Source organism: Aneurinibacillus sp. Ricciae_BoGa-3, assembly GCF_028421645.1.
GTDB lineage: Bacteria > Bacillota > Bacilli > Aneurinibacillales > Aneurinibacillaceae > Aneurinibacillus_B.
On sequence record NZ_CP116887.1, the window covers coordinates 4,448,486 to 4,471,345 of the forward strand.

General features: G+C 43.1%; 21 protein-coding genes and 3 pseudogenes. 7 read left to right on the forward strand and 17 right to left on the reverse strand.

Annotated elements, in window-relative coordinates; translation table 11 throughout:
- Positions 1–5: 5 nt before the first annotated feature.
- The 8 genes from PP175_RS22685 to PP175_RS22720 form a co-directional block, all read right to left on the reverse strand.
- On the reverse strand, positions 6–635 hold the full coding sequence (locus PP175_RS22685) for a DUF3885 domain-containing protein (RefSeq protein WP_442870494.1): 630 nt from the start codon (positions 633–635) through the stop codon (positions 6–8).
- Positions 636–824: 189 nt separating this feature from the next.
- Positions 825–1,316 (reverse strand): RHS repeat-associated core domain-containing protein, encoded by a 492-nt coding sequence (locus PP175_RS22690; RefSeq protein ID WP_272440482.1) that lies wholly within the window; start codon positions 1,314–1,316, stop codon positions 825–827.
- A gap of 211 nt (positions 1,317–1,527) precedes the next feature.
- On the reverse strand, positions 1,528–2,919 hold the full coding sequence (locus PP175_RS22695) for an amino acid permease (protein WP_272440483.1): 1,392 nt from the start codon (positions 2,917–2,919) through the stop codon (positions 1,528–1,530).
- A gap of 135 nt (positions 2,920–3,054) precedes the next feature.
- Positions 3,055–4,410: an aspartate aminotransferase family protein gene (locus tag PP175_RS22700; RefSeq protein ID WP_272440484.1), complete on the reverse strand. Its 1,356-nt coding sequence runs from the start codon at positions 4,408–4,410 to the stop codon at positions 3,055–3,057.
- A 164-nt stretch (positions 4,411–4,574) separates the two neighbouring features.
- Positions 4,575–5,900 (reverse strand): GntP family permease, encoded by a 1,326-nt coding sequence (locus PP175_RS22705; protein ID WP_272440485.1) that lies wholly within the window; start codon positions 5,898–5,900, stop codon positions 4,575–4,577.
- 75 nt (positions 5,901–5,975) lie between these two features.
- Positions 5,976–7,436 carry a CoA-acylating methylmalonate-semialdehyde dehydrogenase gene (locus PP175_RS22710; protein WP_272440486.1) on the reverse strand — a complete coding sequence of 487 codons (1,461 nt, stop codon included), beginning with the start codon at positions 7,434–7,436 and terminating at the stop codon, positions 5,976–5,978.
- Positions 7,437–7,486: 50 nt separating this feature from the next.
- The gene (locus PP175_RS22715; protein ID WP_272440487.1) at positions 7,487–8,686 is read right to left on the reverse strand and encodes an iron-containing alcohol dehydrogenase; all 1,200 of its coding nucleotides are present in this window, start codon (positions 8,684–8,686) and stop codon (positions 7,487–7,489) included.
- A 163-nt stretch (positions 8,687–8,849) separates the two neighbouring features.
- Positions 8,850–10,610, reverse strand: coding sequence for a sigma-54-dependent Fis family transcriptional regulator (locus tag PP175_RS22720; protein WP_272443351.1), 1,761 nt, complete (start codon positions 10,608–10,610; stop codon positions 8,850–8,852).
- 455 nt (positions 10,611–11,065) lie between these two features.
- Here PP175_RS22720 and PP175_RS22725 point away from each other — a divergent pair, with 455 nt between their 5' ends.
- A complete protein-coding gene (locus PP175_RS22725; RefSeq protein WP_272440488.1) occupies positions 11,066–11,209 on the forward strand; it encodes a hypothetical protein in 144 nt (47 codons plus the stop codon).
- Entirely contained in the window at positions 11,146–12,258 is a 1,113-nt protein-coding gene (locus PP175_RS22730) for an amidase (RefSeq protein WP_272443352.1), read from the forward strand. Before PP175_RS22725 ends, PP175_RS22730 begins: the two co-directional genes overlap by 64 nt.
- 52 nt (positions 12,259–12,310) lie before the next feature.
- Here PP175_RS22730 and PP175_RS22735 read toward each other — a convergent pair whose 3' ends face one another.
- Positions 12,311–12,697, reverse strand: a complete 387-nt coding sequence (locus PP175_RS22735) for a DoxX family protein (RefSeq protein ID WP_272440489.1) — start codon at positions 12,695–12,697, stop codon at positions 12,311–12,313.
- 785 nt (positions 12,698–13,482) lie between these two features.
- Here PP175_RS22735 and PP175_RS22740 point away from each other — a divergent pair.
- The 3 genes from PP175_RS22740 to clpP are packed head-to-tail and all read left to right on the forward strand — an operon-like array spanning position 13,483 to position 15,026.
- On the forward strand, positions 13,483–13,899 hold the full coding sequence (locus PP175_RS22740) for a MerR family transcriptional regulator (protein WP_272440490.1): 417 nt from the start codon (positions 13,483–13,485) through the stop codon (positions 13,897–13,899).
- Positions 13,899–14,420 carry a hypothetical protein gene (locus PP175_RS22745; RefSeq protein WP_272440491.1) on the forward strand — a complete coding sequence of 174 codons (522 nt, stop codon included), beginning with the start codon at positions 13,899–13,901 and terminating at the stop codon, positions 14,418–14,420. The genes PP175_RS22740 and PP175_RS22745 overlap by 1 nt, the downstream gene beginning before the upstream one ends.
- Positions 14,421–14,441: 21 nt before the next feature.
- Positions 14,442–15,026 (forward strand): ATP-dependent Clp endopeptidase proteolytic subunit ClpP, encoded by a 585-nt coding sequence (clpP, locus tag PP175_RS22750; RefSeq protein ID WP_272440492.1) that lies wholly within the window; start codon positions 14,442–14,444, stop codon positions 15,024–15,026.
- 84 nt (positions 15,027–15,110) lie between these two features.
- Here clpP and PP175_RS22755 read toward each other — a convergent pair.
- Both PP175_RS22755 and PP175_RS22760 read right to left on the reverse strand, forming a co-directional pair.
- Positions 15,111–15,568: pseudogene (locus PP175_RS22755) on the reverse strand (aldo/keto reductase).
- 35 nt (positions 15,569–15,603) lie between these two features.
- Positions 15,604–15,756: pseudogene (locus PP175_RS22760) on the reverse strand (MFS transporter); the annotation flags it as partial.
- Between the two features lie 64 nt (positions 15,757–15,820).
- On the opposite strand from PP175_RS22760, the pseudogene PP175_RS22765 reads away from it, so the two are divergent.
- Positions 15,821–16,018, forward strand: a pseudogene (locus PP175_RS22765) (winged helix-turn-helix transcriptional regulator); the annotation flags it as partial.
- A gap of 118 nt (positions 16,019–16,136) precedes the next feature.
- On the opposite strand, the gene PP175_RS22770 reads toward PP175_RS22765, so the two are convergent.
- The 5 genes from PP175_RS22770 to PP175_RS22790 all read right to left on the reverse strand — a co-directional run bounded on the left by PP175_RS22770 (position 16,137) and on the right by PP175_RS22790 (position 20,560).
- Positions 16,137–17,327: an MFS transporter gene (locus tag PP175_RS22770; RefSeq protein WP_272440494.1), complete on the reverse strand. Its 1,191-nt coding sequence runs from the start codon at positions 17,325–17,327 to the stop codon at positions 16,137–16,139.
- An 80-nt stretch (positions 17,328–17,407) separates the two neighbouring features.
- Positions 17,408–17,698: an ArsR/SmtB family transcription factor gene (locus tag PP175_RS22775; protein ID WP_272440495.1), complete on the reverse strand. Its 291-nt coding sequence runs from the start codon at positions 17,696–17,698 to the stop codon at positions 17,408–17,410.
- A gap of 57 nt (positions 17,699–17,755) precedes the next feature.
- Positions 17,756–18,370: a flavin reductase family protein gene (locus PP175_RS22780; protein WP_272440496.1), complete on the reverse strand. Its 615-nt coding sequence runs from the start codon at positions 18,368–18,370 to the stop codon at positions 17,756–17,758.
- Between the two features lie 47 nt (positions 18,371–18,417).
- Entirely contained in the window at positions 18,418–19,143 is a 726-nt protein-coding gene (locus PP175_RS22785) for an ArsR/SmtB family transcription factor (protein WP_272440497.1), read from the reverse strand.
- 61 nt (positions 19,144–19,204) lie between these two features.
- A complete protein-coding gene (locus PP175_RS22790) occupies positions 19,205–20,560 on the reverse strand; it encodes an MATE family efflux transporter (RefSeq protein ID WP_272443353.1) in 1,356 nt (451 codons plus the stop codon).
- A gap of 624 nt (positions 20,561–21,184) precedes the next feature.
- Here PP175_RS22790 and PP175_RS22795 point away from each other — a divergent pair.
- Positions 21,185–22,012 (forward strand): phytoene/squalene synthase family protein, encoded by an 828-nt coding sequence (locus PP175_RS22795; RefSeq protein WP_272440498.1) that lies wholly within the window; start codon positions 21,185–21,187, stop codon positions 22,010–22,012.
- A gap of 44 nt (positions 22,013–22,056) precedes the next feature.
- Here PP175_RS22795 and PP175_RS22800 read toward each other — a convergent pair whose 3' ends face one another.
- Positions 22,057–22,707, reverse strand: a complete 651-nt coding sequence (locus tag PP175_RS22800; RefSeq protein WP_272440499.1) for a FusB/FusC family EF-G-binding protein — start codon at positions 22,705–22,707, stop codon at positions 22,057–22,059.
- Positions 22,708–22,860 lie beyond the last annotated feature (153 nt).

Below are 22,860 nucleotides of genomic sequence, written 5' to 3' on the forward strand. Positions count from 1 at the left end.
CTTCATTATAAAATTATATCTAATAATTGCGAATATTTTATGCGTTTTATTGAGCTTAATGAGCACGTCAATCCATCTAATATCCAATGATTATAATTAACATATAATTTTTCCAAGGGTTTCTTTTGACTTGAAATAATGTCTAATCCCCTATCATCATACAAATGATAAATCACATGTTTTATTGAGTTAATTAAATAAATATCTCCATAAATACTACCATTTGCTTTTGCAGTTAAAAGATCATTTATTTGAATATCTTTAGTTTTCCTTTTCAAACAAAATCGAAGCGTTATAGTATTATCTTCATCTTCATCATCTCGATACCGATATGGTAAAACAGCTTTATCTACATCGTCGATTGAAAACTTATTTGAATATTTAACAAAAACATCAATAATTTTACTTTCAACTTTTGATACAGGTTCATCTTCCCAAGAATCTGCGAATATAACAAAATATAATTCATCATCGTCAGAATTTATTTCATGAAATAATGTTTTTGAACGATAGTTCACTTGTTCCATTCTTACTTCAACCATATCTAGACCCGCTCCTAATTCAAATCTTATGCCAAAAGAAGCGTTATAAAATAAAGGTTTTTTAAGTTCTAGTTTAGGGAAATGATCGAACAGATATTATTCTAATTCACTAGGATGCATTACATTCACCTCTTAAGAGAAGATAAGCAGTCTCAAAGAGAGACCTTAGCAGTCTTCTCTTTGAGACTAATCTTATGCAATCTTTTAACTTACTTTATCTTAATTTTCTTTCCGGTAGGACTTTTGTGCTTACCACTAATAAAGTTACCATATGCATCCGCATCAGCAACCCAATGAAAGTGTTCCCGCTCTTTTCATACACTTTATATGCAGACCCAGCGTGGTTAGTTGTATCTTTAGCCCACCAATAACCTTTTTTGTATTATCCTGGTATAACATTACTTTTTGTCCGTGAAAATTGTATGATTTTTTATCTCTAGCATTTTTCTTAATATCCCATAATGTTTTTGTGTTTCTATTCGTATATGACAAATACATATCAAGAAGAGCTTGACCTAAATTGGTAAATTCTTCCACATTATGCGATCCATACTTTTCTCCATTTGGATCAGTGAAGTTAACTGGATCATCACTGGTGTAGGAATATAGATTTGCACTAAGAGGTTCAATTGTGTCCTGACTTAAGAACCTGCCATCCTGAGGATCGTAATACCTGTTAATAAGGTAATACAACCCTGCTTCATCATCCTGATAATATCCGCGGTACGTAAAGGGATTATACAAGGTACCTGTTTTATTTACGGTTTGTCCCATGGGTCATATGTGTAGCTCACAACCACATTGCCCGAACCGTCGGTAAGAGCTACCACATCCCCTAATCCATTTAAATAGATTACTTTTGCTTTTAAAAGGCAATGGTTCCTGACATGGTGATAAAACAAAAAACCGAACTCAACAAGTTCGGTCATTTCCTGCAGTACATCGGTAAAAAAAGTTTACATTCTCTTGAATACATCGTGCATTGTTATGCTTCTGCTCCTTCTATGCTATCACTTATTGCTTCCTGGTTCGTTTTTTTTCGCGTCACAAAGTAAGAGCCGATAACGAGGGCCGTAATAAGGAACGTAAGCAGCATCTGGGAACGCATAGAGTCTATAAAGAGCATCGCCACTAAGATAGCCACGATTCCTACAATGGTGACATAGGTTAAATAAGGAAATAACCACATTTTCACTTTTAGCTTGTCTGGATTTTCACTTTCTATCTTTCTGCGCATCCTTAAATGAGAGAAAGCGATAACCAGATACACCAGTAAAGCAATTCCCCCGGAAGCATTCACGAGAAACAAGAAAACAGTATCGGGAGAGATATAATTAAAAATTACGCCAATGTAGGCGAAGATTGTACCGAACAGAACAGCCCGCACCGGTACACCATTGTGGTTAACCTTCAAAAATGATTTCGGTGCATCTCCCTTCTGCGCCATGCCAAATAGCATCCGGGAATTGGTATATAACCCGGAGTTTAAGCATGATAGAACGGCTGTCAAAACAATCAGATTCATGATTTGCGCGGCCGCTGGTATGCCAACGTGCTCGAGTACGGCAACGAAGGGACTTTTTAGCAGATTAGCGGAATTCCAGGGTAATAAGGTGACCACCACTGCAATTGATCCGATATAAAATACGAGAATGCGCCAAATTACACTGTTAGTAGCGATTCGAATCGCTTTAGACGGTTCCGCTGACTCCCCTGCCGCTATTGCAACAATTTCCGTTCCCATAAAAGAAAAGATCACGACAGTAATTCCCACCAGCACGGATCCCAGCCCATTTGGCATAAATCCGCCTTTGCCAATCAGGTTAGACAGCCCTGGAGTTCCGGTACCTGGTATCAACCCGAACATAACACCGAGTCCAAGGCATAGAAATAAGACAATGGTGACAACTTTAATAAGGGAAAACCAGTACTCAAATTCTCCAAATGATTTAACGGAGTATATATTGGTTAGTGTTAACAATATGGTGAGCACCAGGCTTGTCAACCACGAAGGCAATGGCAGCCAATACTGTATAATCGTTGCGCCGGCCGTCGCTTCGATGGCAATGACAATGACCCAAAAAAACCAATAAAGCCAGCCAATCGTATAACCCGCCCATGGGCCAATGGCTTCCCGGGCGTATGTGGAGAAAGAACCGGAAGTAGGATTAATAGATGACATTTCACCAAGCATTCTCATAACAAATACAACAAGTAGTCCCGCTAAAGCGTATGAAACTAGTGAACCCGGGCCAGCTGAATGAATAACCGCCCCGCTCCCCATAAACAGTCCCGCCCCTATAACTCCTCCGATTGAAATCATCGTAATATGCCGGATTTGTAAATCCTTTTTTAGATGGGTTGTTTTTTGTTCCAAAGTAAATCCTCCTTTTCTGTAGTCCGATACAAACCACTGGAAAGCAATTTACTTATCGTTCACTCGCATCAGGCAAAGGGCTATTACTTGAACGAAAAGTCCCTTAACTTTGGGACTTTTTCGTTTTGCGCCTATTTAAACTAACTTGTTTATTGCTTCTTTCAACGTATTGCTAATGAAATTTAATTCTTCATCCGTTGTCGATAACGGAGGGGAAAGCGTGATGACGTTATTAAACCCTGCTACCGTATCACCGTTCTTACCGATAATCAATCCATTCGCTTTGCATTCAGCTACTACCTGGCCAACTTTGCTTGGGGATGCTGGTTCTTTTGTCGCCTTATCTTCTACTAGCTCAATTCCCAGTAAGAAGCCAAAGCTCCGGATGTCACCCACATGCGGATGATCTTGTAGTTCCTGCATCTCTTCCCGCAGCCGTTCCCCAAGTATGCGTCCCCTCTCAACGAGCTGTTCCCTCTCCATTATTTCAAGGTTTTTCAGCGCGAGCGCACAGGCCGCTGGATTTCCGCCAAACGTATTCACATGGCGAAAATGACCGTATTCTTCGGATTTCTTAAAGGATTCGTAGATGTCTTTGCGAACCGCTGTGGCTGAGAGTGGAAGGTATCCGCTTGTCAGCCCTTTAGCCATTGTGACGATATCCGGCTTAATATTAAAGTGCATATGGCCGAATTTTTTGCCTGTACGTCCGAAACCGCAAATCACTTCATCAATGATTAACAGGACGCCATGTCTGCTGCAAATTTCCTGTACTTTTTCCATATAAATGGGCTGGGGAACGAGTATCCCGCCGCCAGTAATGGCAGGTTCCATAATGACAGCTGCAATCGTTTCTTTTCCCTCCCAGATGATTGCTTCTTCAATTGCCTGGGCGCACTGTAAATTGAATTCCTCCACGCTTTGGCCTGCAGGACGGCGATAGCTGTCAGGCGGACGGACGTGAACAAACCCCGGTGCCAGCGGTTCGTATTTGTATTTGCGCACAGCCTGGCCTGTAGCCGCCAGCGCTCCCATGGAATTCCCATGATAAGCCCGGTAACGGGAGATAAATTTATATCGGCTTGATTCACCGTTTTGCTCATGGTACTGCCGCGAGATTTTAAACGCAGCTTCATTCGCATCCGATCCGCTATTGGAAAAAAAGATGACATACTCCCCTTCAAGCCATTCGTTCAGTTTCTCAGCCAATTCAATAGCAGGGAGATGGCTTTGCGACAATGGAAAGTACGGCATGGTTTTTAACTGTTCGTATGCAGCCTGAGCCAATTCTTCCCTGCCATAACCCACGTTGACGCACCAGAGTCCAGACATAGCATCCAAATAGCGATTGCCGTTAATGTCCGTAATCCATGAGCCTTCAGCCTCAACCGCCACCGTTGGAGGGTTCGCCTCGTTATACGGCGCAATGTGATGCCACAGATACTGCCGGTCTTTGTCGATTACATCCTCTGCTTTGCTTTGCAGCTTCATCCTATTGCCTCCTCATATTCCGATTTAATGATAAGCTTGCAAGTTACATTTATTCCTGACATCTCCCTATTTCTATTCTCACAATTTTAATATACTATTTATTCGAAATATTATCTACATAATAATAGAGCCCGTCCATCCACTAGGACGGCAGGCTCTATTCCTCAACTAAAGAATGAAAATAGTAGAATAGCGATAAACATAGCTATCGTGGTAATTACAACACTGACAACGAATACCGGTCCATATGCCCTTTTATGGGTATCTCCGCAAATGGCACGAATGGTGGTGACGATATATCCGTTATGCGGAAGCGCATCCAATCCACCGGAAGCAAGCGCAGAGATTCGGTGCATTGCCCCAGGATCGATCCCCATCGCCATATAAATAGGGGACAGAATCGGCAGAGCGATTCCAAGGCCGCCGGAAGCGGAACCAGTCAGCCCGCATATTAACGTGACTGCGACGCCTAAGCCAAGGAGCGGCGGTCCAGGGATATGCGTAACAGCCTGTACCACTTGATGAAAACCGTTTGTTGTCGCCGCAACGCTGCCGAAGCCTACGACAGCACACGTGTTACATGTGGCAACAATCGCCTCCTGTGACCCATCCGCGAGTGACTTCCAGAATTTCTTAACATGATTAAACATCAAGATCCATGCAAGGAAAATACCTGAACCCAGCGAATAAACAGCCGCGGAAGACGCATCAATATGCTGAGACAGTACAGCGAGAATTACGATTACCCCTATCAGCGGAATGGTTGCCAGCAGAGGATTTGGAAGATTTTTAACAGAAACTGTGCCACTTGCCGCTGCAATCTCACGCTGCGCCGCTTCGATCTCAGACAGGCTTTCTTCGAATTTTTCCCCTCTTGCTACCGCTTTGTTCACTGTACGAGTGAGATAGATGGAACCGGTTACAAAAATACATAGAGCCATTAAAATACCAATCCAGGATCCAGCCCACGGTGTCGTATGGAAGAACTTGGTCGGAATTAAGTTTTGAATTTCCGGTGAGCCCGGCATCGTCATGGTAAATGAGATGGAGCCAAATACGAGAGCGGCAGGAATAAACCGGCGCGGAAGATTTGCGCCACGGAATAAAGATAAAGCTAAAGGATAAACGGAAAACCCAACGACGAACAGGGATACTCCTCCGTATGTCATCACTGCGCAGGCAAGCACAGTGGCCATGACTGCACCCTTAGGACCCAGAACCTTCATAATCCAGGTTGCGATCGAATCCGCTGCACCTGTATCCTCCATCACCTTACCAAAAATAGCACCCAGCAGGAATAAAATAAACCAGGATGCAAAATATCCTGAAAACCCTTTCATATATGTCTCTGTTAAGGCTTTTGCTAGATTTTCCGCTGAGGTAAGTGCGATAAAAGACGTGGCAACAATCGCCGAAACAATGATGTTAATTCCCTTCATTGTCATAAAAATAAGCAGGCCCAAACCAATAATTAAGAAAACAAGGCTCATATTCTTCCTCCTTCTTTAAAAAACGGGCCCACTCTACGGAATGGGCCCATCCGAGAATTTTTTTTTAGAAATAAATTAATAACGAGCCGTCAACATTTTCTTGCGCGTGTAGAATTCTACGCCATCGCGTCCATTGGCATGCAAATCGCCGTAGAAAGACTTCTTGTAACCGGAGAACGGGAAGAAAGCCATGGGCGCCGGAACTCCCATATTTACACCAAGCATGCCCGCATCAATGTCTTCGCGGAACTGGCGAATAACTTTGGCACTGTCTGTAAACAGGCAGGCGCCGTTTGCAAACTCAGACTGATTGGTAATTTCTATCGCCTCGCTGATATCCTTCGCACGAATAATGGAAAGAACAGGCGCAAAAATTTCATCCTGCCAGATTTTCATACCGGGTTTTACTTCATCGAAGATGGTAGGTCCAACAAAATAACCTTCGCCGGTTACAGAAGCATCCTTCCGTCCATCGCGGAGGAGCACAGCCCCCTCTTTTTCTCCTATTTCGATATACTTGATAGTTTTTTCTTTATGCGAATCACGAATGACCGGGCCGAGGAAGTTACCTTTATCAAGGCCATTTCCGATCGTCATGCGGTTTGCTTCATCTACCAGGCGGTTCACAAGTTCATCCGCAACATCCCCCACCGCCACAACAACGGAACAAGCCATGCAGCGTTCGCCGGCAGAACCAAAGGCAGCGCCTATAATGTTCTGAACAGCTAGGTCAAGATTCGCATCTGGCATAACAATACTATGGTTTTTCGCACCAGCCAAAGCTTGAACGCGCTTGCCATTGGCAGCGGCCGTTCTGTAGATATACTCAGCAACAGGCTGCGAGCCCACAAAAGACACTGCTTTTACATCCGGGTTTTCGAGTATGCCATTTACAACATCATGTGCGCCATGAACGATGTTCAAAACGCCGTCAGGCAATCCTGCTTCAGAGAACAATTCTACCAGGCGATTTGCCAGAAGCGGCGTGCGCTCAGACGGCTTTAATACAAATGTATTTCCGCACGCGATGGCAAGCGGAAACATCCAGCAAGGCACCATCATCGGGAAGTTAAAGGGCGTAATGCCACCAACAACCCCGATTGGATAGCGGTACATGCCGGATTCGATTCCTGTGGCGATATCCGGCAGCTGAGTTCCCATCATTAACGTAGGTGCGCCTGCAGCAAACTCCACGCATTCGATGCCGCGCAGCACTTCTCCATAAGCCTCATCGTAGTTCTTCCCATTCTCCTGGGTCACCAGGCGGGCTAATTCGTCCCAATGATCAACAAGCAGTTGTTGGTAGCGGAACAGAATGCGTGCCCGCTTAGGAACAGCTGTTTTACTCCAAGTTTTAAAAGCTTCCTTAGCTATTTGAACGGCCTGGTCTAAATCAGCCCGGTTGGAAATCGGAACATAAGCCAGCGTCTCACCTGTTGCCGGATTTGGAACCGCATCCGTTTTGTCTGATGTAGAAGCCACCCACTGTCCACCAATATAGTTCTTTAATGTCTTCGTTTCCGTTTTTGTCGTCATATCTATTCTCCTTTTTATTGAAAATGAAAGTCTATGAATGAATCTATCTATTAATGGCTCACTTTCTCTTGAATGCTGAAATCATAATCATAACAGCGGTAGTAAAGCTCGATAATTTCTTCGTGCGATGGAACTTTCGGGTTATTTGCAGGGCTTCCGCTGTCGATCGCGTCTGTTGCCATTTTTGACACGAGCTCATCCAATTTGCCCTTATCAATCCCCCATGTTTTCATGTTCGGAATATTAAGGTCCTGACAAAGCTGCTTAATCTCAGCGATCGTGACATCCGACAACTCTTCATTCGATAACTCACTTAACTCCGGACGGATAATACGTCCAATCACTGCGAGCCTTTCAATCGCGCTCTCCCTGGTGAACTCAAGCACCGCAGGAAGCAGCATGGCATTCGAAACCCCGTGGGGCACATGGAACAATGCGCCTATCGGCCTGGACATACCATGAACAAGCGTTACGGATGAATTAGGGAACGCTGCCCCTGCCTGCATCGACGCTAAGGCCATGTTCTCTCTTGCATCGATATCATTGCCATCCGCATAGGCCGTCCGGAGGTTGTTCATTATTAATTCAATGGCAGACAATGCGAGGATATCCGTTACCGGCTGCGCCCGGCGCGAGATGTAGGCCTCAATTGCGTGGCACAGGGCATCTATTCCAGTAGCAGCCGTAACATGCGGTGGAATCGATAAAGTCAACATGGGATCCACAATGGCTACAGCCGGAATAAATTTTGGGTGGCGAATCATCATTTTAATATCATCTTTAGTATTCGAGATCACCGTTACGCTCGTAACTTCTGATCCGGTCCCTGCGGTTGTCGGGATTGCAATTAAAGGAACGGGCTGCTTCACGATCGCTTTCTTGCTCCCCATATAATCACCAATGTACCCGCCGTTTGTCGCTAAAACCGACACCGCTTTTGCTGCATCTATACAGCTTCCGCCACCGATCGCAATAATCACATCGCATTGATGCTGCAGACAGAGATTCAGCGCTTCAGAAACATGAATGTCGGTAGGCTCAGAGTTTACATCAAGGTAAGACACATAAGAAATTCCCTTTACTTGCAAATATTCCGCACAGCGCTTTACATTTCCGATCTGTTCCATCACGCGATCACTAACTAAGAGTGCTTTCTTACCAAGCAATGCGGCTTGTTCTCCCAGCTGTGTGAGCGAATCGCGGCCGTAAAATACCGCCTGAGGCATGCGAAATTCTGTAAACCCTTTCATTTAAAGCACCCCTTGCTTATATTTTTCAGAAGATACTATTAGATATAAGCAAAGAGCGTGCCAATTAACAAATCCCCAAAAATCACTGTTTCTAGTATGAATGTGTAGTTTATATCGTACACAATGTGTCCGAATATGTATGATTATTCCTACATACACTATGTCACATCAATCCGTATTTCTTCAGCTTTTCGTACAGTGTGGAACGTTGAATTCCCAGCCTTCGTGCTGCTTCAGCCTTATTCCCATTTACCTCACTAAGAACCATCCAAATAACTTCCTTCTCCTGTTCCAAAACCTTATGTTTCACCTGGTGCAAAGGTGTTTCCCTGTACTGGTTAACTTCCGGATAAGCCGGTAGAACAGCCTGGACAGGTGTTAAAGAAATGGATCCATTCTTGCAATATTGAGAAGGTAAATCCCCCGCCCCAATCTCTTGTGAATCGACCAGGCTAACCAGCATTTCCACGGCATTCACAAGCTCCCGAATGTTTCCAGGCCAATCATAGTTCGTCAAAATCGATATCGCTTCAGGCGTAAAGTATTTTTGAGGTATCCCAAAACGGCTGCAGAATGATTCAAGGTGGTGTAGAAGAAGCATTGGAATATCACTTTTGCGCTGGCGCAATGGCGGAATACGAAGACGAATAATGTTGAGCCGATAGTAAAGGTCCTCGCGGAATTTTCCCTCTTTTACCATCTCTTCCAACGGGCGATTGGTCGCCGCTACAATCCTCACATCCACATGGTGCTTGGCCACACCGCCTACACGTTCTACCTCTCGATCCTGAAGGACGCGTAAAATCTTCGACTGCATCAGGGGCGACATATCACCCACTTCATCCAAAAAGAGGGTCCCCTTATGGGCTAATTCAAACTTACCGGGTTTTCCACCTTTTCTTGCCCCTGTAAATGCGCCTTCTTCATATCCAAACAGTTCGGCTTCGAGGAGCTGTTCGGGAATAGCTGCACAATTCATACTGATGAAGGGGCCTTCAGAAAACGAGCTCAGTTCGTGAATCGCATTCGCAAGCAGCTCCTTGCCTGTACCGCTCTCCCCTGTAATTAAAATAGTAGAAGGGGAACCGGCTGCTTTACGGGCCACTGCTTTGAGGGAAAGCATTTCATCGCTTTGCCCGATAATCCGGTCAAAGCCGTGGCTTGTTGACTTACTTGGGACTGCATTCTTTTCAACTTGACGCGATAACTCTTGCATTCGGCCAAGAATGTTATAGAGCTCCGTTACACCTTCAAAAATCAGCATGCCTATGGCCCCAATCACCTTGCCGTCCTTTCGTATCGGAATCCGGTGAACGACCATGTTATGCCCATGAATACGCTGGATATAGCCCCTTTCCGGCACACCTGTTTTGACTACAATGTGTATCCGGGTGTTCTCAATGACTTCCGTGACATGCCTGCCTATTACCTCTTCTCTCTTTTTCCCTAAAAAACGGCAGTACGCATCATTGAATTCGAGGATAATCCCTTCCGAATCCACGACCGCGATCCCTTCGTAAGCGCTTTCTAAAATAGTGTTTAATGTTTCAGATGCGTTCACGGCCTCCTTCATGCGTGCCAGATGATAAGAATAGGAACGAAGAATATCCGTACGAGTTAAAATTCCTACCAGCGTCCCCTCTTCATTGACCACAGGCAGCCTTCCAACAGGTATCTGGGAAGCCTCAGAGATTAAATGGTCTCTCCCAATCGTTATCACGGATTGAGTCATGACCTCATAAACCGGTGATTCAGGTGAAACCCCATCCACAAAACATTTCATTAATCGGGATTTCGTAATTAACCCCACTACCTTGCGTTTTTCATCAATTACAGGCAGCCCATCAATGTGATGGTCTTCAAGTAAGGCAACCGCCTTTCGCAAAGGTTCCCCCGGGCTGATCGTATAAGGATCAGCGGTCATCCACTTCTCCACAGGCTCTTCATTCTTGAAATACTCTGTATCAACAGGCAAATAGTTCGTAAGATGTACTGAAATAATTTTTGCCCCCATTCTATCAAATTTTTCTCTATCTGTTCTGTCGGTATAATTGTACATAATATTTCACCTATACTGTCTACTTCATTATACATAATTTTTATTAAATCTAGCAATTCACTTACATTCTAAAAGTTAGCGGTTGCGTTAGGCTATAATCACTTAATTCATGTTGTTACGTACTGATAGAAGATTTTACGTGAGACAACCTAACACAAGTTTACCTTTAGAGTTTACAAAAAATTAAAATAAAAACAAAGAGCTATTACTTAAACCATGAACTAAAAAAGCATAGTACCAGTAGTAAAAGCATAAATATTTCTATCGACGACTGAGAAATTGCGGGAACACCTATTTTATTTGTTTAGGAGGATAATAGAATGAGTGTAAAAAAACCAACCATTGAACAATTAAAAAAAATTGCAGAAGGTTTTAATCTTAATGTAACGGATGAGGATTTATCTTCCTATCAAGGAATGATACAAGCTACACAAGCCATACCTCTGCTACAGGACCTGTTTTAAATCCGCATGATCTTACTCGCTCAACAGGTGGGTCTTCCAGTGGGTGTGCAGCGCTGGTTGCTGCGGGTGAAATTGATATGGCTATCGGGGGTGACCAGGGAGGATCGATTCGGATGCCTAGCTCCTGGTGCGGTTTGTATGGTCTAAAACCTACATACGGACTTGTTCCTTATACCGGAATCTTTCCAATAGAGCTCACAATCGATCATACCGGTCCTATTGCCAGAACGGTTGAGGATGTCGCTTTGTTGCTGGAAGTCATTGCAGGTGACGATGGCTTAGATCCAAGGCAATCAGGTGCAGAAGTTAAACCGTACACAGATTCATTAGTCGGCAATGCGAACAATATTAAAATCGGAATCGTAACGGAAGGCTTTGGCTGGGATGGATTGTCAGAGGAAGATGTGGACCATGTAGTAAGGGAAGCGGGCTTTTCTTTACAGGCTAGCGGAGCAATAGTAGATGAAATCTCCATTCCCATGCATCGAGATGGGATTCACATATGGAATGGGATTGGTATAGAGGGTCTTACTTCGTTAATGGTAAATGGAAATGGTATGGGAACGAACTGGAAGGGGCATTATAGCACGAAACTTTTAGATGCATATGGCAAAGGTCGAAAAATCAGAGCAGATGAATATTCAGAAACCGTGAAAATGACTATGTTACTTGGACAATACATGACAGAGCAATACAATGGGAAATATTATGCCATTGCACAAAACCTGGGTCAAAAATTAAAACAAGCGTATGATAACGCACTGCAAGAATACGATGTGCTCATTATGCCTACTACACCGATGAAAGCAACAAAAATTCCTTCTTCAGATGCTTCAAAGGCAGAAATTATTAGTAGAGCTTTAGAGATGATTCATAATACTGCCCCATTCAATGTTACAGGCCATCCGGCAATCAACGTTCCCTGTGAAAAATCCGAGTGTCTGCCTGTAGGGATGATGATCGTTGGAAAACATGGTGAAGATGATACTGTATTGCGTGTTGCCCATGCCTTTCAGTCGCTGCACCAACCTGTTGCAACCAATGTCTAAGTTGTAGTAACGAAGAGGGACTTCTTAAATGAAGTCCCTCTTCGTTGCCTGCTTAAAAAAGAGTGTAAGCACCAGGGCCAATCAAAGCGACACCCAGAGCGACAGCAATGAGCATAAGGTTGTACTCAAACCCGCCTTCTGTTGCCCAGTATCCATTTTTACCATGGACAGTAAAAATCGCGACAAGCATAGTAATGATGATCAAAGCCGCTCCAACTGGCGTTAAAACACCTGCAGCAAACAACAGGCCTCCAACAAATTCCCCTGCCCCGGCCAGGAATGCCATGAGAACACCGGGTTTCACACCAATAGATTCTAACCATCCGGCAGTCCCTTTTAAACCGTGGCCGCCAAACCAGCCAAACAGTTTTTGTGTCCCATGCCCCATAAATGTTACTCCAATAACCAAACGAATAAGTAAAAGTCCAAGATTGATCATTTTTTGCCCTCCTTTAAATGAAGTATTATCTAGTACTAACTTTATGTAAGTATATTAACGGATATTACTTACAAATGTCAAGCAACTATATTTAAGTTAACAAATATAAAAAAGGGCCATTGCCTAACACTTGTCTAGTCTCATCTACATAATGTAGTACCATACCAAATAACTAAAAAAGAGGGTGAATGAATATGTCATGTGGTGGCTTTGGTGAGGAAATCGGTGTAATTCTGGTACTCTTTATCCTGCTCGTGATTATTGCATGTGCATGCGATTAATCTTGTGACTGTGCAGCTATCAATACGGGATTTCCACGTATTCTGTTCGTTCAAACACAACCAGCCAGGCTTCGATAAAAACCGCCAGCGTATCTTCTGCTCACGCCCTGTTCAAATCCATTCCTTGTAAAAAAAATTGATGCATACTTAACACTGGTCTATAGGCATTCACATAGTATGAAATGTACTCAACTTAGGGCAGGGGGTAAGATGTATGAGTTTAAGTTGCGGTGAAGGAAGAGAAATTAGAGTTATTCTGGTGCTCTTTATTCTACTTGTTGTCATAGCATGTTCGTGCGGTAACTGATATGAGGCCAACTTATTGATAGCAGATGGCAGTATAAGCCGGAAAACGTTTATGTTTTCCGGCATTTTTTTGTTTTCATTTACGCACAGAATTAAATCCAAAATTTGGTTGACTAAAATACATACGTTACAGTATACTGTAACTGTTACATTTAACTGATTATAAAACAGTAAACTGTATATACGGAGGCACCTCTTATGGATACTTATACTGCAAAACAGATTACAGATATTTTACAGAGTGAAGGGCAGGACATAAACTTACGTACTGTCAGGTACTACACCCAGATTGGCGTCATCCCTCCTTTGGAGCTCGTTGGTCACAAGAGAGTCTATACTGACAAGCATATTCATTATTTCCGCGCCGTTCTCACTCTGGCAAAAACCGGTGAATCTTTGGCATCGATCCAAGAAAAACTGCAATCCCTCTCGCTTGAAGCGATTGAAAAAATAAGCCAGCAAATGCCTCTTTACCAGTCCAAACGCCTGCTTGAAAATGAAACGCACAAGATAAGCGATGATGTCTTTATTACGCTAAGTCCCAAAATATCGGCAGAAACCAGGGGAAAAGTTATTAACTCGGTTTCTGAAATCTTAAAAGGAGAAAAACAGTGATGCTAACTATCCGACTAGCTAAATCCAAAATGGAAAACGAAGAAGGGATGAATCATGTATGGATTCAAATTACGCCTCCCCCCTCCTATCATTTAAAAAACGCCCGGCTAACTCTTCACTTACCTCCCGAAGTATACCGTTTAGAAAACCTTAACGGCTATTTTGAAGATGAAAAGGGGGTTATATTGTTGGGAAGTGTTATCCAGCAGGAGGAAATTATGATAGAGATTTACACGCAACAGGAAGTTCCACTCCAGAAAACTCAAATTACGGCGAGCTTAAGCTATAAAGATAAGCAAAACCAGCTTGTGCAGGTTACAAGTTCTATTCCTTTGCAGCTCGTTGCAGAAAATGAAATGGATGATGCAGCCATTGATGAGGAAGTAGTATCCCGTCTAAAAAAATTAAGCGAAGCAAATGCATATGAAGGAATGTCTGTACAGCCGATACAAATCCAGTACATAGCCAGTCAATTATCAGACTTAGAAAAGAAGTACAGAATTGACGGTGCTCTATACTAACATACACTTGGAGGCAAATACATGAATCTGATTCCTTATGTAGTAGAACAAACAAGCCGCGGTGAACGCTCTTATGATATATACTCTCGACTGCTCAAAGACCGCATTATTTTTCTAGCTGGTGAGATCACCGATGACGTAGCCAACAGTGTAATTGCACAGCTATTATTTTTGCAGGCGGAAGATCCAGACAAAGACATCAGCCTCTATATCAATTCTCCAGGCGGCTCCATTACAGCCGGAATGGGCATTTATGATACGATGCAGCATGTAAAACCCGATGTAAGCACGCTCTGTGTTGGTATCGCTGCTTCAATGGGGGCCTTCCTACTGTCAAGCGGAGCGAAGGAGAAGAGATTGGCTCTTCCCAACAGCGAAGTTATGATTCATCAGCCACTTGGAGGTGCGCGGGGGCAGGCCTCTGACATCGAAATCAGCGCGAAAAGAATTATAAGATTGCGCAACCACCTGAACCAAATTTTATCGCAACAAACCGGGCAGCCTATTGAAAAAGTTGAGCGTGACACAGATCGGGATAAATTTTTAAGCGCAGAAGAAGCTAAATCGTATGGCTTAATCGACAGGATTATTACAGCCCAAAGCTAAAAAGAAATATGTCTTTCGCAAAAAAGAAAGCAATTAAAAAGGTTCTAGACAACAAAAATCGTGTCTAGAACCTCCAACCTTATTTTAAAAGTCAAAATTGTCCGGGTCAGGACCAACTCTCTCATTTTGATTCAAACCGTCAATTCGCTCCATATCTTCTATGCTCAACTCAAAATCAAACACCGCCGCATTTTCAACGATTCGATGTTCCTTTGTAGACTTAGGAATCGTTACAACACCATTTTGTAGATCCCAGCGTAGAATGACTTGGGCAACAGATTTCTGATATTTATCTGCGATTTCTTTTATCACCGGATTATCAAGTAATTGTCCTTGCATTAACGGTGACCATGCTTCAAATTGAATGCTTTTGTCCTTGCAGAAATTTTGCAGTTCCTTTTGGGTTAAACGTGGATGGTGTTCTACTTGATTAACCATAGGGTGACAATACTGCGATAGCCATGCTTGATCGCTGTTTTTACCGCATTCACAAGTTCCGGGCCTTCTTCTACTTTAAATACTCCCAAACCAAACCATGGCATTTGTACACCATTACACCATGTGAAAAAGCAGCAATGACGGTTAAACCCGCTGTCGTAACTGAAACATGCATATCTTGAGAGATAAGGGGCAACAGCCCGACACTGACAAATTCTGTTGTTCCTATTGCAAATGCGCTCACTGCCAATGCCAGCAGCGCCAAAGTACTTCGTTTTTTATCCATGGTTATTTGATCCTCCCTTCAAATAATTGAATCTCTCCTAGGACGTATCTACATAACATCAGTGTGGTAAAAGGAATTGGAACAAGATGGAATCATCAATCAAATTAGTTATAATGAAGTTCCTCCCAAAGTGGAGTATGAGCTTAGCGAATATGGCTGGAGTTTACAAGACATTTTGGACTCTCTTTGTTCCTGGGGAGAAAACCATATTGTCAAAGTATATGGTGATAAATTTTCTGTTTTAGAAGAAAGCATTTTAAATAAGTAATTTAGGATAGCATAGATGATTATCTGTGCACGTGTCTTCGAATAAGTTTTAAAAAAAAAGATTAGCCGATACTCCTAAACAGTGGAGTATCGGCTATTTTATATTGGAGATAACGCATTTATTGTACATTCGAATTTTCTTTTATCTTCGCTTGCAACGGTTCAGCTGTAAGCACTGTACTTTTCACCCACAGAAAAGTTGAAATCAGATAACAAACGGCGGTAAATAGGCAAACCGAAGTAAAGCCACTAAAATGTCCATAAAATAATCCGGCTAAATAAGCACCTACCGTTGTTGCCCCATACATAAGGGCACTGCTTAAGGCAGCAATTGTACCCCGAGCCGTAGGAGATAGTGACTGCAACAATGCCATCATAACTGGAAATATGGTACCCGTAATTAAAAAGATGATAAAATAGACGATCTTTACGTAGACAACCGAAGGGGCATAAGAGATTACCGGATAGAGAATCGTTATGGAAATGATTCCGATTACAAGAGAAGCGTGCTGGCCGATTTTTTTAACAGCCATACTGCCATAGAAACTGCCAATTATATTGCCAAGCCCCAAAAATACCAGAACACTGCCAATTTCATCTACCCTCATTGTGAATTTATCCGCAAGCCAATTGCCTAAAAACGTAAATGCGGCGAAGTTTCCCGTTTGAAAAATAAAGTATGCAAGAAATGTTCGTCGGGCTTTTCTCTCTTTGAGAAGCGTTTCATACCGCTCCAGTAACGAATGCTTCTTATCTTGCGCGGCCGGTGGAATATTTGGAACAAATGAAACGATTAGCAAGACAAGTATTAAAGAAAAAGCGGCGATAATAAAAAATGGCGTTGACCATGACCGAATAGCCAAATACGTACCGATTGGAACCCCAACTGTTTGGGAAACAGCAAGGCCTGCCGTTACGATTCCCATTGATTTTATGATTTTTTGCGGCGGGACGATAGCGGGGATAGTGGCCCAGACTTGAGGAGCAGCACAGGCGGCACAGATTCCTGCCAATGCCCGAAAAAGAAATATGGACCAAAAACCTGTTGCTAAGCCACACAAAAACGTAAAGACTGTAAAACCCAACATTCCATAGGCCATTACTTTCTTGCGATTCCAGCCGTCTGAAAGAGGCCCTGAGATGAGAGCAGACACCGCATAGCCAATCGCATAAGCCCCCACCATCCAGCCGGATGCTTCCGCAGTGATATGAAACCCTTCCCTCAGCATAGGCAAAAGAGGTGAAATAAGAAAAGTATCCGTTCCAATCAGAAACATAATCAAAAAAAGTAAACTAAGCAATTTCATCATACACCCTCCATCCATTCATTTATTATCAAGTAGTTAAATAACTATTGAACTAATGATGAAAAAAAGGGATCCTGGATTTTTTACAAAGTCGCCAGGAATCCTGGTAAGTATTTGTGAAACGTACCTTGATTTAACTTGGTGTACTTGGTTTGGGCTTCTTTTCGCACTTCTATCAGTTCTGCCTCACGCAACGTTCGGAAATGGTAAGAAGCATTGGACTTTGAGATGGAACAATATTCGCCTACCTCCCCACAAGCCATCTCTTTATTCACCGTGTATAGTGTACGAATAATTTCAATTCGTGTAGGATCTGACAAAGCCTTAAAAATCTTGACTCGCATATCATCTTCTGCTTTTAGTTCAATATTCATACAACTACAATACAAGAAATCAGGATAAAACACAATAGCAAGATGAAAAACTGCACATTAGGTTGTAGCACGAAATGTTTTACCCAGTTCATCGCCTAAGCCGAAATAGTGTCTAAAGTTGTAAATGAGCGGAGACCACGTTTTAGGGTTAATGTGATGCTGATCGATTACAATATTTTCATGGGCATGGACGTGAACAGACAACACCTCAATAATGGCAAAAGGCGAATGGTCTGGCATTCGAATATCAGCTACCTTGGCTTCAATTTGCAGAGGGCATTCTAAAATTCTTTGGGGCATTACACAAAGAGAGTCTGCGGGTGTTAATCCGGAAGCTGCAAACTTATCCTTCTCAAAAACAAATTTGCCCCGCTTATGATTGGGTACTGGATTAAGACCCGTTAGAGGAGCCAGCGCCTCAACATTTTTCCAAAGGGAAGGATCGGGTAAATTTACAACACACTCGGGGTGCCGCTGCATATTTTGTAATCCCTTAGAACCCATACCAAGGCCCAGTACAAGGCATTTCCCTAAAGACCAGGCAGATGACATGGGTGTGATGTTGGTGGTTCCATCTTCATTTAAGGTGTTGAGCAATACGGTTGGTGTGCCGAAATATAGAATAGTCGGCTGGACAGTTTGAGTGCGCTGAAACTGAGTTTGCTGGTTCATAACGCTTCTCCCCTTCTCCAATTTAGTGGTCAGTTCCATTGTAGCCACTAAAAGGTTCGCTGCGTGTCGAAGTGTGCTATTTTATCTTCCAATTTCATGCCAAACGTGTGATATAGCCCACTATACCCCTCACGTGTCACCTGTACAGCCCTGGTGTCCGGCACTCGTTTAATCCAACCCAAATCAAATAATTGCCTCGTTATGGCTGCACCTAAAATTCCTGAGCAGTGATGCATCCGCTCACTCCAATCAAGACACTGACGGGCAAATACCCTTTTACTCTTCTTTAAGACCTGTATGTCGATGCCAAACCGTACAAAGAAATCTTCCCCTTGCTTGGTTACTGTAAAATCTTTCTCGACAGGCAAAATGATCCCATTATCCAGCATGCATTGCGTTAACTTTACACCGGCCAAACCTGCCAAGTGGTCATAACAAGTTCGTGCATACTTGAGAGCTTTTACTTGCTCAGATTCCCGAAGTGAGGTGATTTTTTTAACCGGAGCAATGCTGATCATCCCTTCAAGCACATGGGCTACCTCTGCATTTGCTAATTTGTAGTACCTGTACCGCCCGTTCGTTTCAACATCTAGCAATTTTCCGTTTACTAGCTTAGCCAGGTGGGCACTTGCCGTTTGTGGTGAAATTTTAGCTCTGCGGGCTAACTCACTCGCCGGCAGCATTCTTCCATCCATCAAGCTAAAGAGAATAGTTGTTCGTGAAGAATCTGCGATAAGCGCAGCTACTTCGGCAATATTGGGCACGGCATTCATTTTTTCCCCTCCCTGGCCTAACCCGCTTTAAGGTTAGGCTGACCACTCGTTATTTACCTTTTCATTCAACCATACGGGTAATTCGCTTCTTCTTCCATGACAAACGGTAATACGAAAATTGCAAAATAAGATTTACGAGGAAAGCGACCGGGTAACCAATCCATATTCCTTGTATCCCGAGACTCGTGTGAGTTGAAAGTACGTATGCCACAGGAACTTCAACACACCAAACCGACAGGACACTAAATACGGTTGGCCAGAGTACAGTTCCGCTTGCACGCATCGTTGAGGCAATGATCATTGTATGGCCAAAGATCAAATAACTCCAAAGGGTAATCATGAGTAAACGATGGGCGATATCAAGCGTACCTTTACTCGTTAGGAACCACGAGAGAATGTCCTGAGAGAAGAGGTAGACGAGTATGATTAAAATGCCGCCCACTACATAGTTGAGCACCACGCCCGCCCGAATGACCTGCCTGAGCCGGTCAAACTGGTTTGCTCCAATAGACTGTGCGGCAAATATAGAGACGGTGATACCCAGACTTACTGCTGGCATTGATACGTAACTCACCACTTGATTTACTGCACCGTAAGCTGCGGTAGCGTCAGAACCAAAGCGATTCACAAACGTTATCACGGCAATTTCAGCGAGTGATACCAGGATCATATTGATGCTTGATGGGATGCCAAGGCGCAATAATAATTTTAACAGTCCCCAATCCATGCGAAGGCACTGAACAACAGATGCATCAAACTGCAGCGGATGCTTTGTTTTTCGCAGGTAGACCAGCAAGATGATAAATGTTACGACGATTGAAAATACCGAGGCGTATGCTGATCCATACACACCTAGCCTGGGCAAACCTATCCACCCAAAGATGAGAAGAGGCAGCATCCCTATGTTTATTGCCGTGCTGACGATAAGCGAGTAAAACGGTGTCTTAGAATCACCTATACCGCGCATAAACGTGGTGTAGGCAAAATAAAGGAACATAACAGGCATAGACCAGAATAAGATGCGTGCATAATGAACACTGACGGCAATAATATTTTCCGGTGTGCCTATTAACCGCAGGATATCCCAGGTAAATAGACCGCCAATTATGGATAGCACCAATCCCAAAAAGAAAGTGAACGTGAGCGTTGTGCCGACGATTGCTTTTAACCTCTCCTCGTTCCGTGCACCATACGCTTGACCAATCAAGATTGCACTGCCAGATCCTACTCCAATCGTGAAAGAAACCAGCAGAAAGAACAAAGGAAAGAAGGCCGAAATGGCAGCTAGGGAATCTACGCCAAGCCAACGGCCAACAACGACACTGCCAACCAACTGGCCGATTGATTGAAGTGCATTGCTAAATATCATGGGTATAAGAAAGTTAAACATGGAACGCCAAACCGGTTGGCTGCCCATCCTCTTATCTTCCAAACTACTCGATTCGCTGGTTTTATCTTGGAGCGATTTCATTTTTCATTTCTCCTCTTCATCTTGTAATGACAATCGGGGATTTTTTGAACATTAAGTGACCGTTTTCTGAATACGGCTTTTTGATTTTCTGAAGTGGTATAATATTTTTTGCTAACGATAGTAGACGTTAGCTCTCCACTCCTAATCTAGTTTCTAGTCTCCATTTGAAAACCAGAGTCCATAGTTGGGTTAGCTATGGGCTTTTGTTTTATCATTTTTTCCACCCTAAAACCAGTAACAAGGTCCAAATTGTCACAATAACCCACCGTTTCATCCCTATTCTCTCCACATACCATGTTAATGTAATAGTATAAAAATTGACATGTGCTTACTGATAGGTTCAGATGAAATTTGTGTCTCTGGCACAAATTATGACTTAACCATGTTTCGGATACAAGTGCAAGGGTAATTATTAAACATTCTCTGCATTCGTGGAACAAAAACGCGCTGGTGAAGCGGGTTAGCATGAAGAATGAGGGCCGCCCAACTGCACAAACTATTATAAAGATTTATATGCAAGGGCACACCTAAGAAGATCGGCTTTTTGCTAAAGAAAAGGAGCGTTTTCCCATGAAAGACACATCCAGTTTGCACAAAGAGGCCATGGACATGTTATTACATACCAGTCGGACGTTCTTTATTCCGATTAGCCTGTTGCCATCAAAATTAAAGGAAACTGTCGCGGCAGCGTATTTATGTATGCGGGCTATTGACGAGATAGAAGATCACCCGGAACTTCCATCCGATGTAAAAATTCACTTGTTACATACGATAAGTTTGGTTATCGAGGAATCTAATCTGAACAATAAATTAAACGTTCTATTTGAACCATACAAGTCTGTCCTGCCGGAGGTGACGTTACGGCTGGCAGACTGGGCAAGCCTGTGTCCGGTATCCATGTTGCCAAACGTAAAAATGGCAACAGCAAGAATGTCCAAGGGGATGGCCCAATGGGTTTCTAAGCAGTGGAAAATTAAGAGTGAAGAGGATTTAAATGATTACACCTTTTATGTCGCAGGGTTGGTTGGCCTGCTTCTTGCAGACATTTGGCAATGGCATGAGGAGGTTGACACCGACCGCGAACTCGCCGTTGCTTTTGGACGAGGCCTGCAGGCTGTGAATATTATCCGAAATCGTACGGAAGATTTATCCCGCGGGGTCAATTTTTGGCCAGATGGATGGGAACTGGACGACATGTTCGAGTATGCGAAGCGGAACCTGGCCTTAGCGGATACTTATCTAAAAGGCATAAAACGTGGACCCATTTTTACTTTTTGCCAAATTCCTCTTGTTTTGGCCAACGCTACGCTTGATGCAATAAAAGCGGGCCACCAAAAATTGAGCCGTACCGCTGTAGCCGATCTTCTCAAAGGAATAACCACAAGTCCAACGCAATAAAGACAGACAGACCGAATATTCAAGGTCGGTCTCAGCCTGCTTTTTCAGCCGATAACATTGTGAATGAATCGTTCTAAATCAGCAACATTCGTAATATTCTTGTTACATTCAAGGCTGTTCATGCACATGTAATTACCAACGGCTTTATAATAATCAGGTGAATGGGAGGCCCTTGATTTGGATATCGCTGAAACCAAAGCCACTTCGCCATACCCTTTACATAATGAACACATATCTTTCTTGTTTGTCAGTGTAAATTTGCCTTCGACCCCCACAACATTTCCGTCCAAATCATAAACCATAAACCATTTATTTGTTGAGATATCAATCCAGCCAAGATAGGTTAAGGGACGGAAATTGGTCGTTGCTAAATCAGGCATCTTCAACTTCTTATTCTTAGGAAATAGTTTCTTTACCTGCTTTTCCGTCACTTGAGGGAATTCTGCTAAATAGGGTACCAAAGAACTCAGGTATTCCTGAAACTCTTCAACTGTTTTTAAAGCAGAAATTCTTGCTACGATTTGTTTTTGGGCATCTGGAACATCAGAAAATATTTCGATTACTTTAGATTGCGCACTATCCTTTACTGCTTGAATGATTGTTGGATCAGGAACCGTGTTCGAAGCGTGCTGTACGATCTGCATTTGCTTCTTAATAAAGTTATAGTGATGATTGCGAATAAATGGTTCAACCATATCCTTCCCTCCAAACTCGTTTGGTACTTCCTTCTTCCCTTTTCAGTTTAAAGGATTCGCTTCTTTTACGAAATGTGGAAGATGAGTAAGAACCAAACTCGGCATATAAAAAGCACTGATCCTCTCTTCTTAAGATGGTCAGTGCTACAGTGC

Bases quoted from the DNA above. Each gene is read 5' to 3' on its own strand.
- PP175_RS22720 (WP_272443351.1), bottom strand. From the start codon at position 10,610: ATGACCGCTGATCCTTATACGATCAGCCCGGGGGAACCTTTGCGAAAG.
- PP175_RS22785 (WP_272440497.1), bottom strand. From the start codon at position 19,143: ATGAATGCCGTGCCCAATATTGCCGAAGTAGCTGCGCTTATCGCAGAT.
- PP175_RS22800 (WP_272440499.1), bottom strand. From the start codon at position 22,707: ATGGTTGAACCATTTATTCGCAATCATCACTATAACTTTATTAAGAAG.
- PP175_RS22745 (WP_272440491.1), top strand. From the start codon at position 13,899: ATGCTAACTATCCGACTAGCTAAATCCAAAATGGAAAACGAAGAAGGG.
- PP175_RS22740 (WP_272440490.1), top strand. From the start codon at position 13,483: ATGGATACTTATACTGCAAAACAGATTACAGATATTTTACAGAGTGAA.
- PP175_RS22705 (WP_272440485.1), bottom strand. From the start codon at position 5,900: ATGAGCCTTGTTTTCTTAATTATTGGTTTGGGCCTGCTTATTTTTATG.
- PP175_RS22715 (WP_272440487.1), bottom strand. From the start codon at position 8,686: ATGAAAGGGTTTACAGAATTTCGCATGCCTCAGGCGGTATTTTACGGC.
- PP175_RS22780 (WP_272440496.1), bottom strand. From the start codon at position 18,370: ATGAACCAGCAAACTCAGTTTCAGCGCACTCAAACTGTCCAGCCGACT.
- PP175_RS22770 (WP_272440494.1), bottom strand. From the start codon at position 17,327: ATGATGAAATTGCTTAGTTTACTTTTTTTGATTATGTTTCTGATTGGA.
- PP175_RS22795 (WP_272440498.1), top strand. From the start codon at position 21,185: ATGAAAGACACATCCAGTTTGCACAAAGAGGCCATGGACATGTTATTA.
- PP175_RS22700 (WP_272440484.1), bottom strand. From the start codon at position 4,410: ATGAAGCTGCAAAGCAAAGCAGAGGATGTAATCGACAAAGACCGGCAG.
- PP175_RS22775 (WP_272440495.1), bottom strand. From the start codon at position 17,698: ATGAATATTGAACTAAAAGCAGAAGATGATATGCGAGTCAAGATTTTT.
- PP175_RS22790 (WP_272443353.1), bottom strand. From the start codon at position 20,560: ATGGGCAGCCAACCGGTTTGGCGTTCCATGTTTAACTTTCTTATACCC.
- PP175_RS22710 (WP_272440486.1), bottom strand. From the start codon at position 7,436: ATGACGACAAAAACGGAAACGAAGACATTAAAGAACTATATTGGTGGA.
- clpP (WP_272440492.1), top strand. From the start codon at position 14,442: ATGAATCTGATTCCTTATGTAGTAGAACAAACAAGCCGCGGTGAACGC.
- PP175_RS22725 (WP_272440488.1), top strand. From the start codon at position 11,066: ATGAGTGTAAAAAAACCAACCATTGAACAATTAAAAAAAATTGCAGAA.
- PP175_RS22735 (WP_272440489.1), bottom strand. From the start codon at position 12,697: ATGATCAATCTTGGACTTTTACTTATTCGTTTGGTTATTGGAGTAACA.
- PP175_RS22690 (WP_272440482.1), bottom strand. From the start codon at position 1,316: ATGGGACAAACCGTAAATAAAACAGGTACCTTGTATAATCCCTTTACG.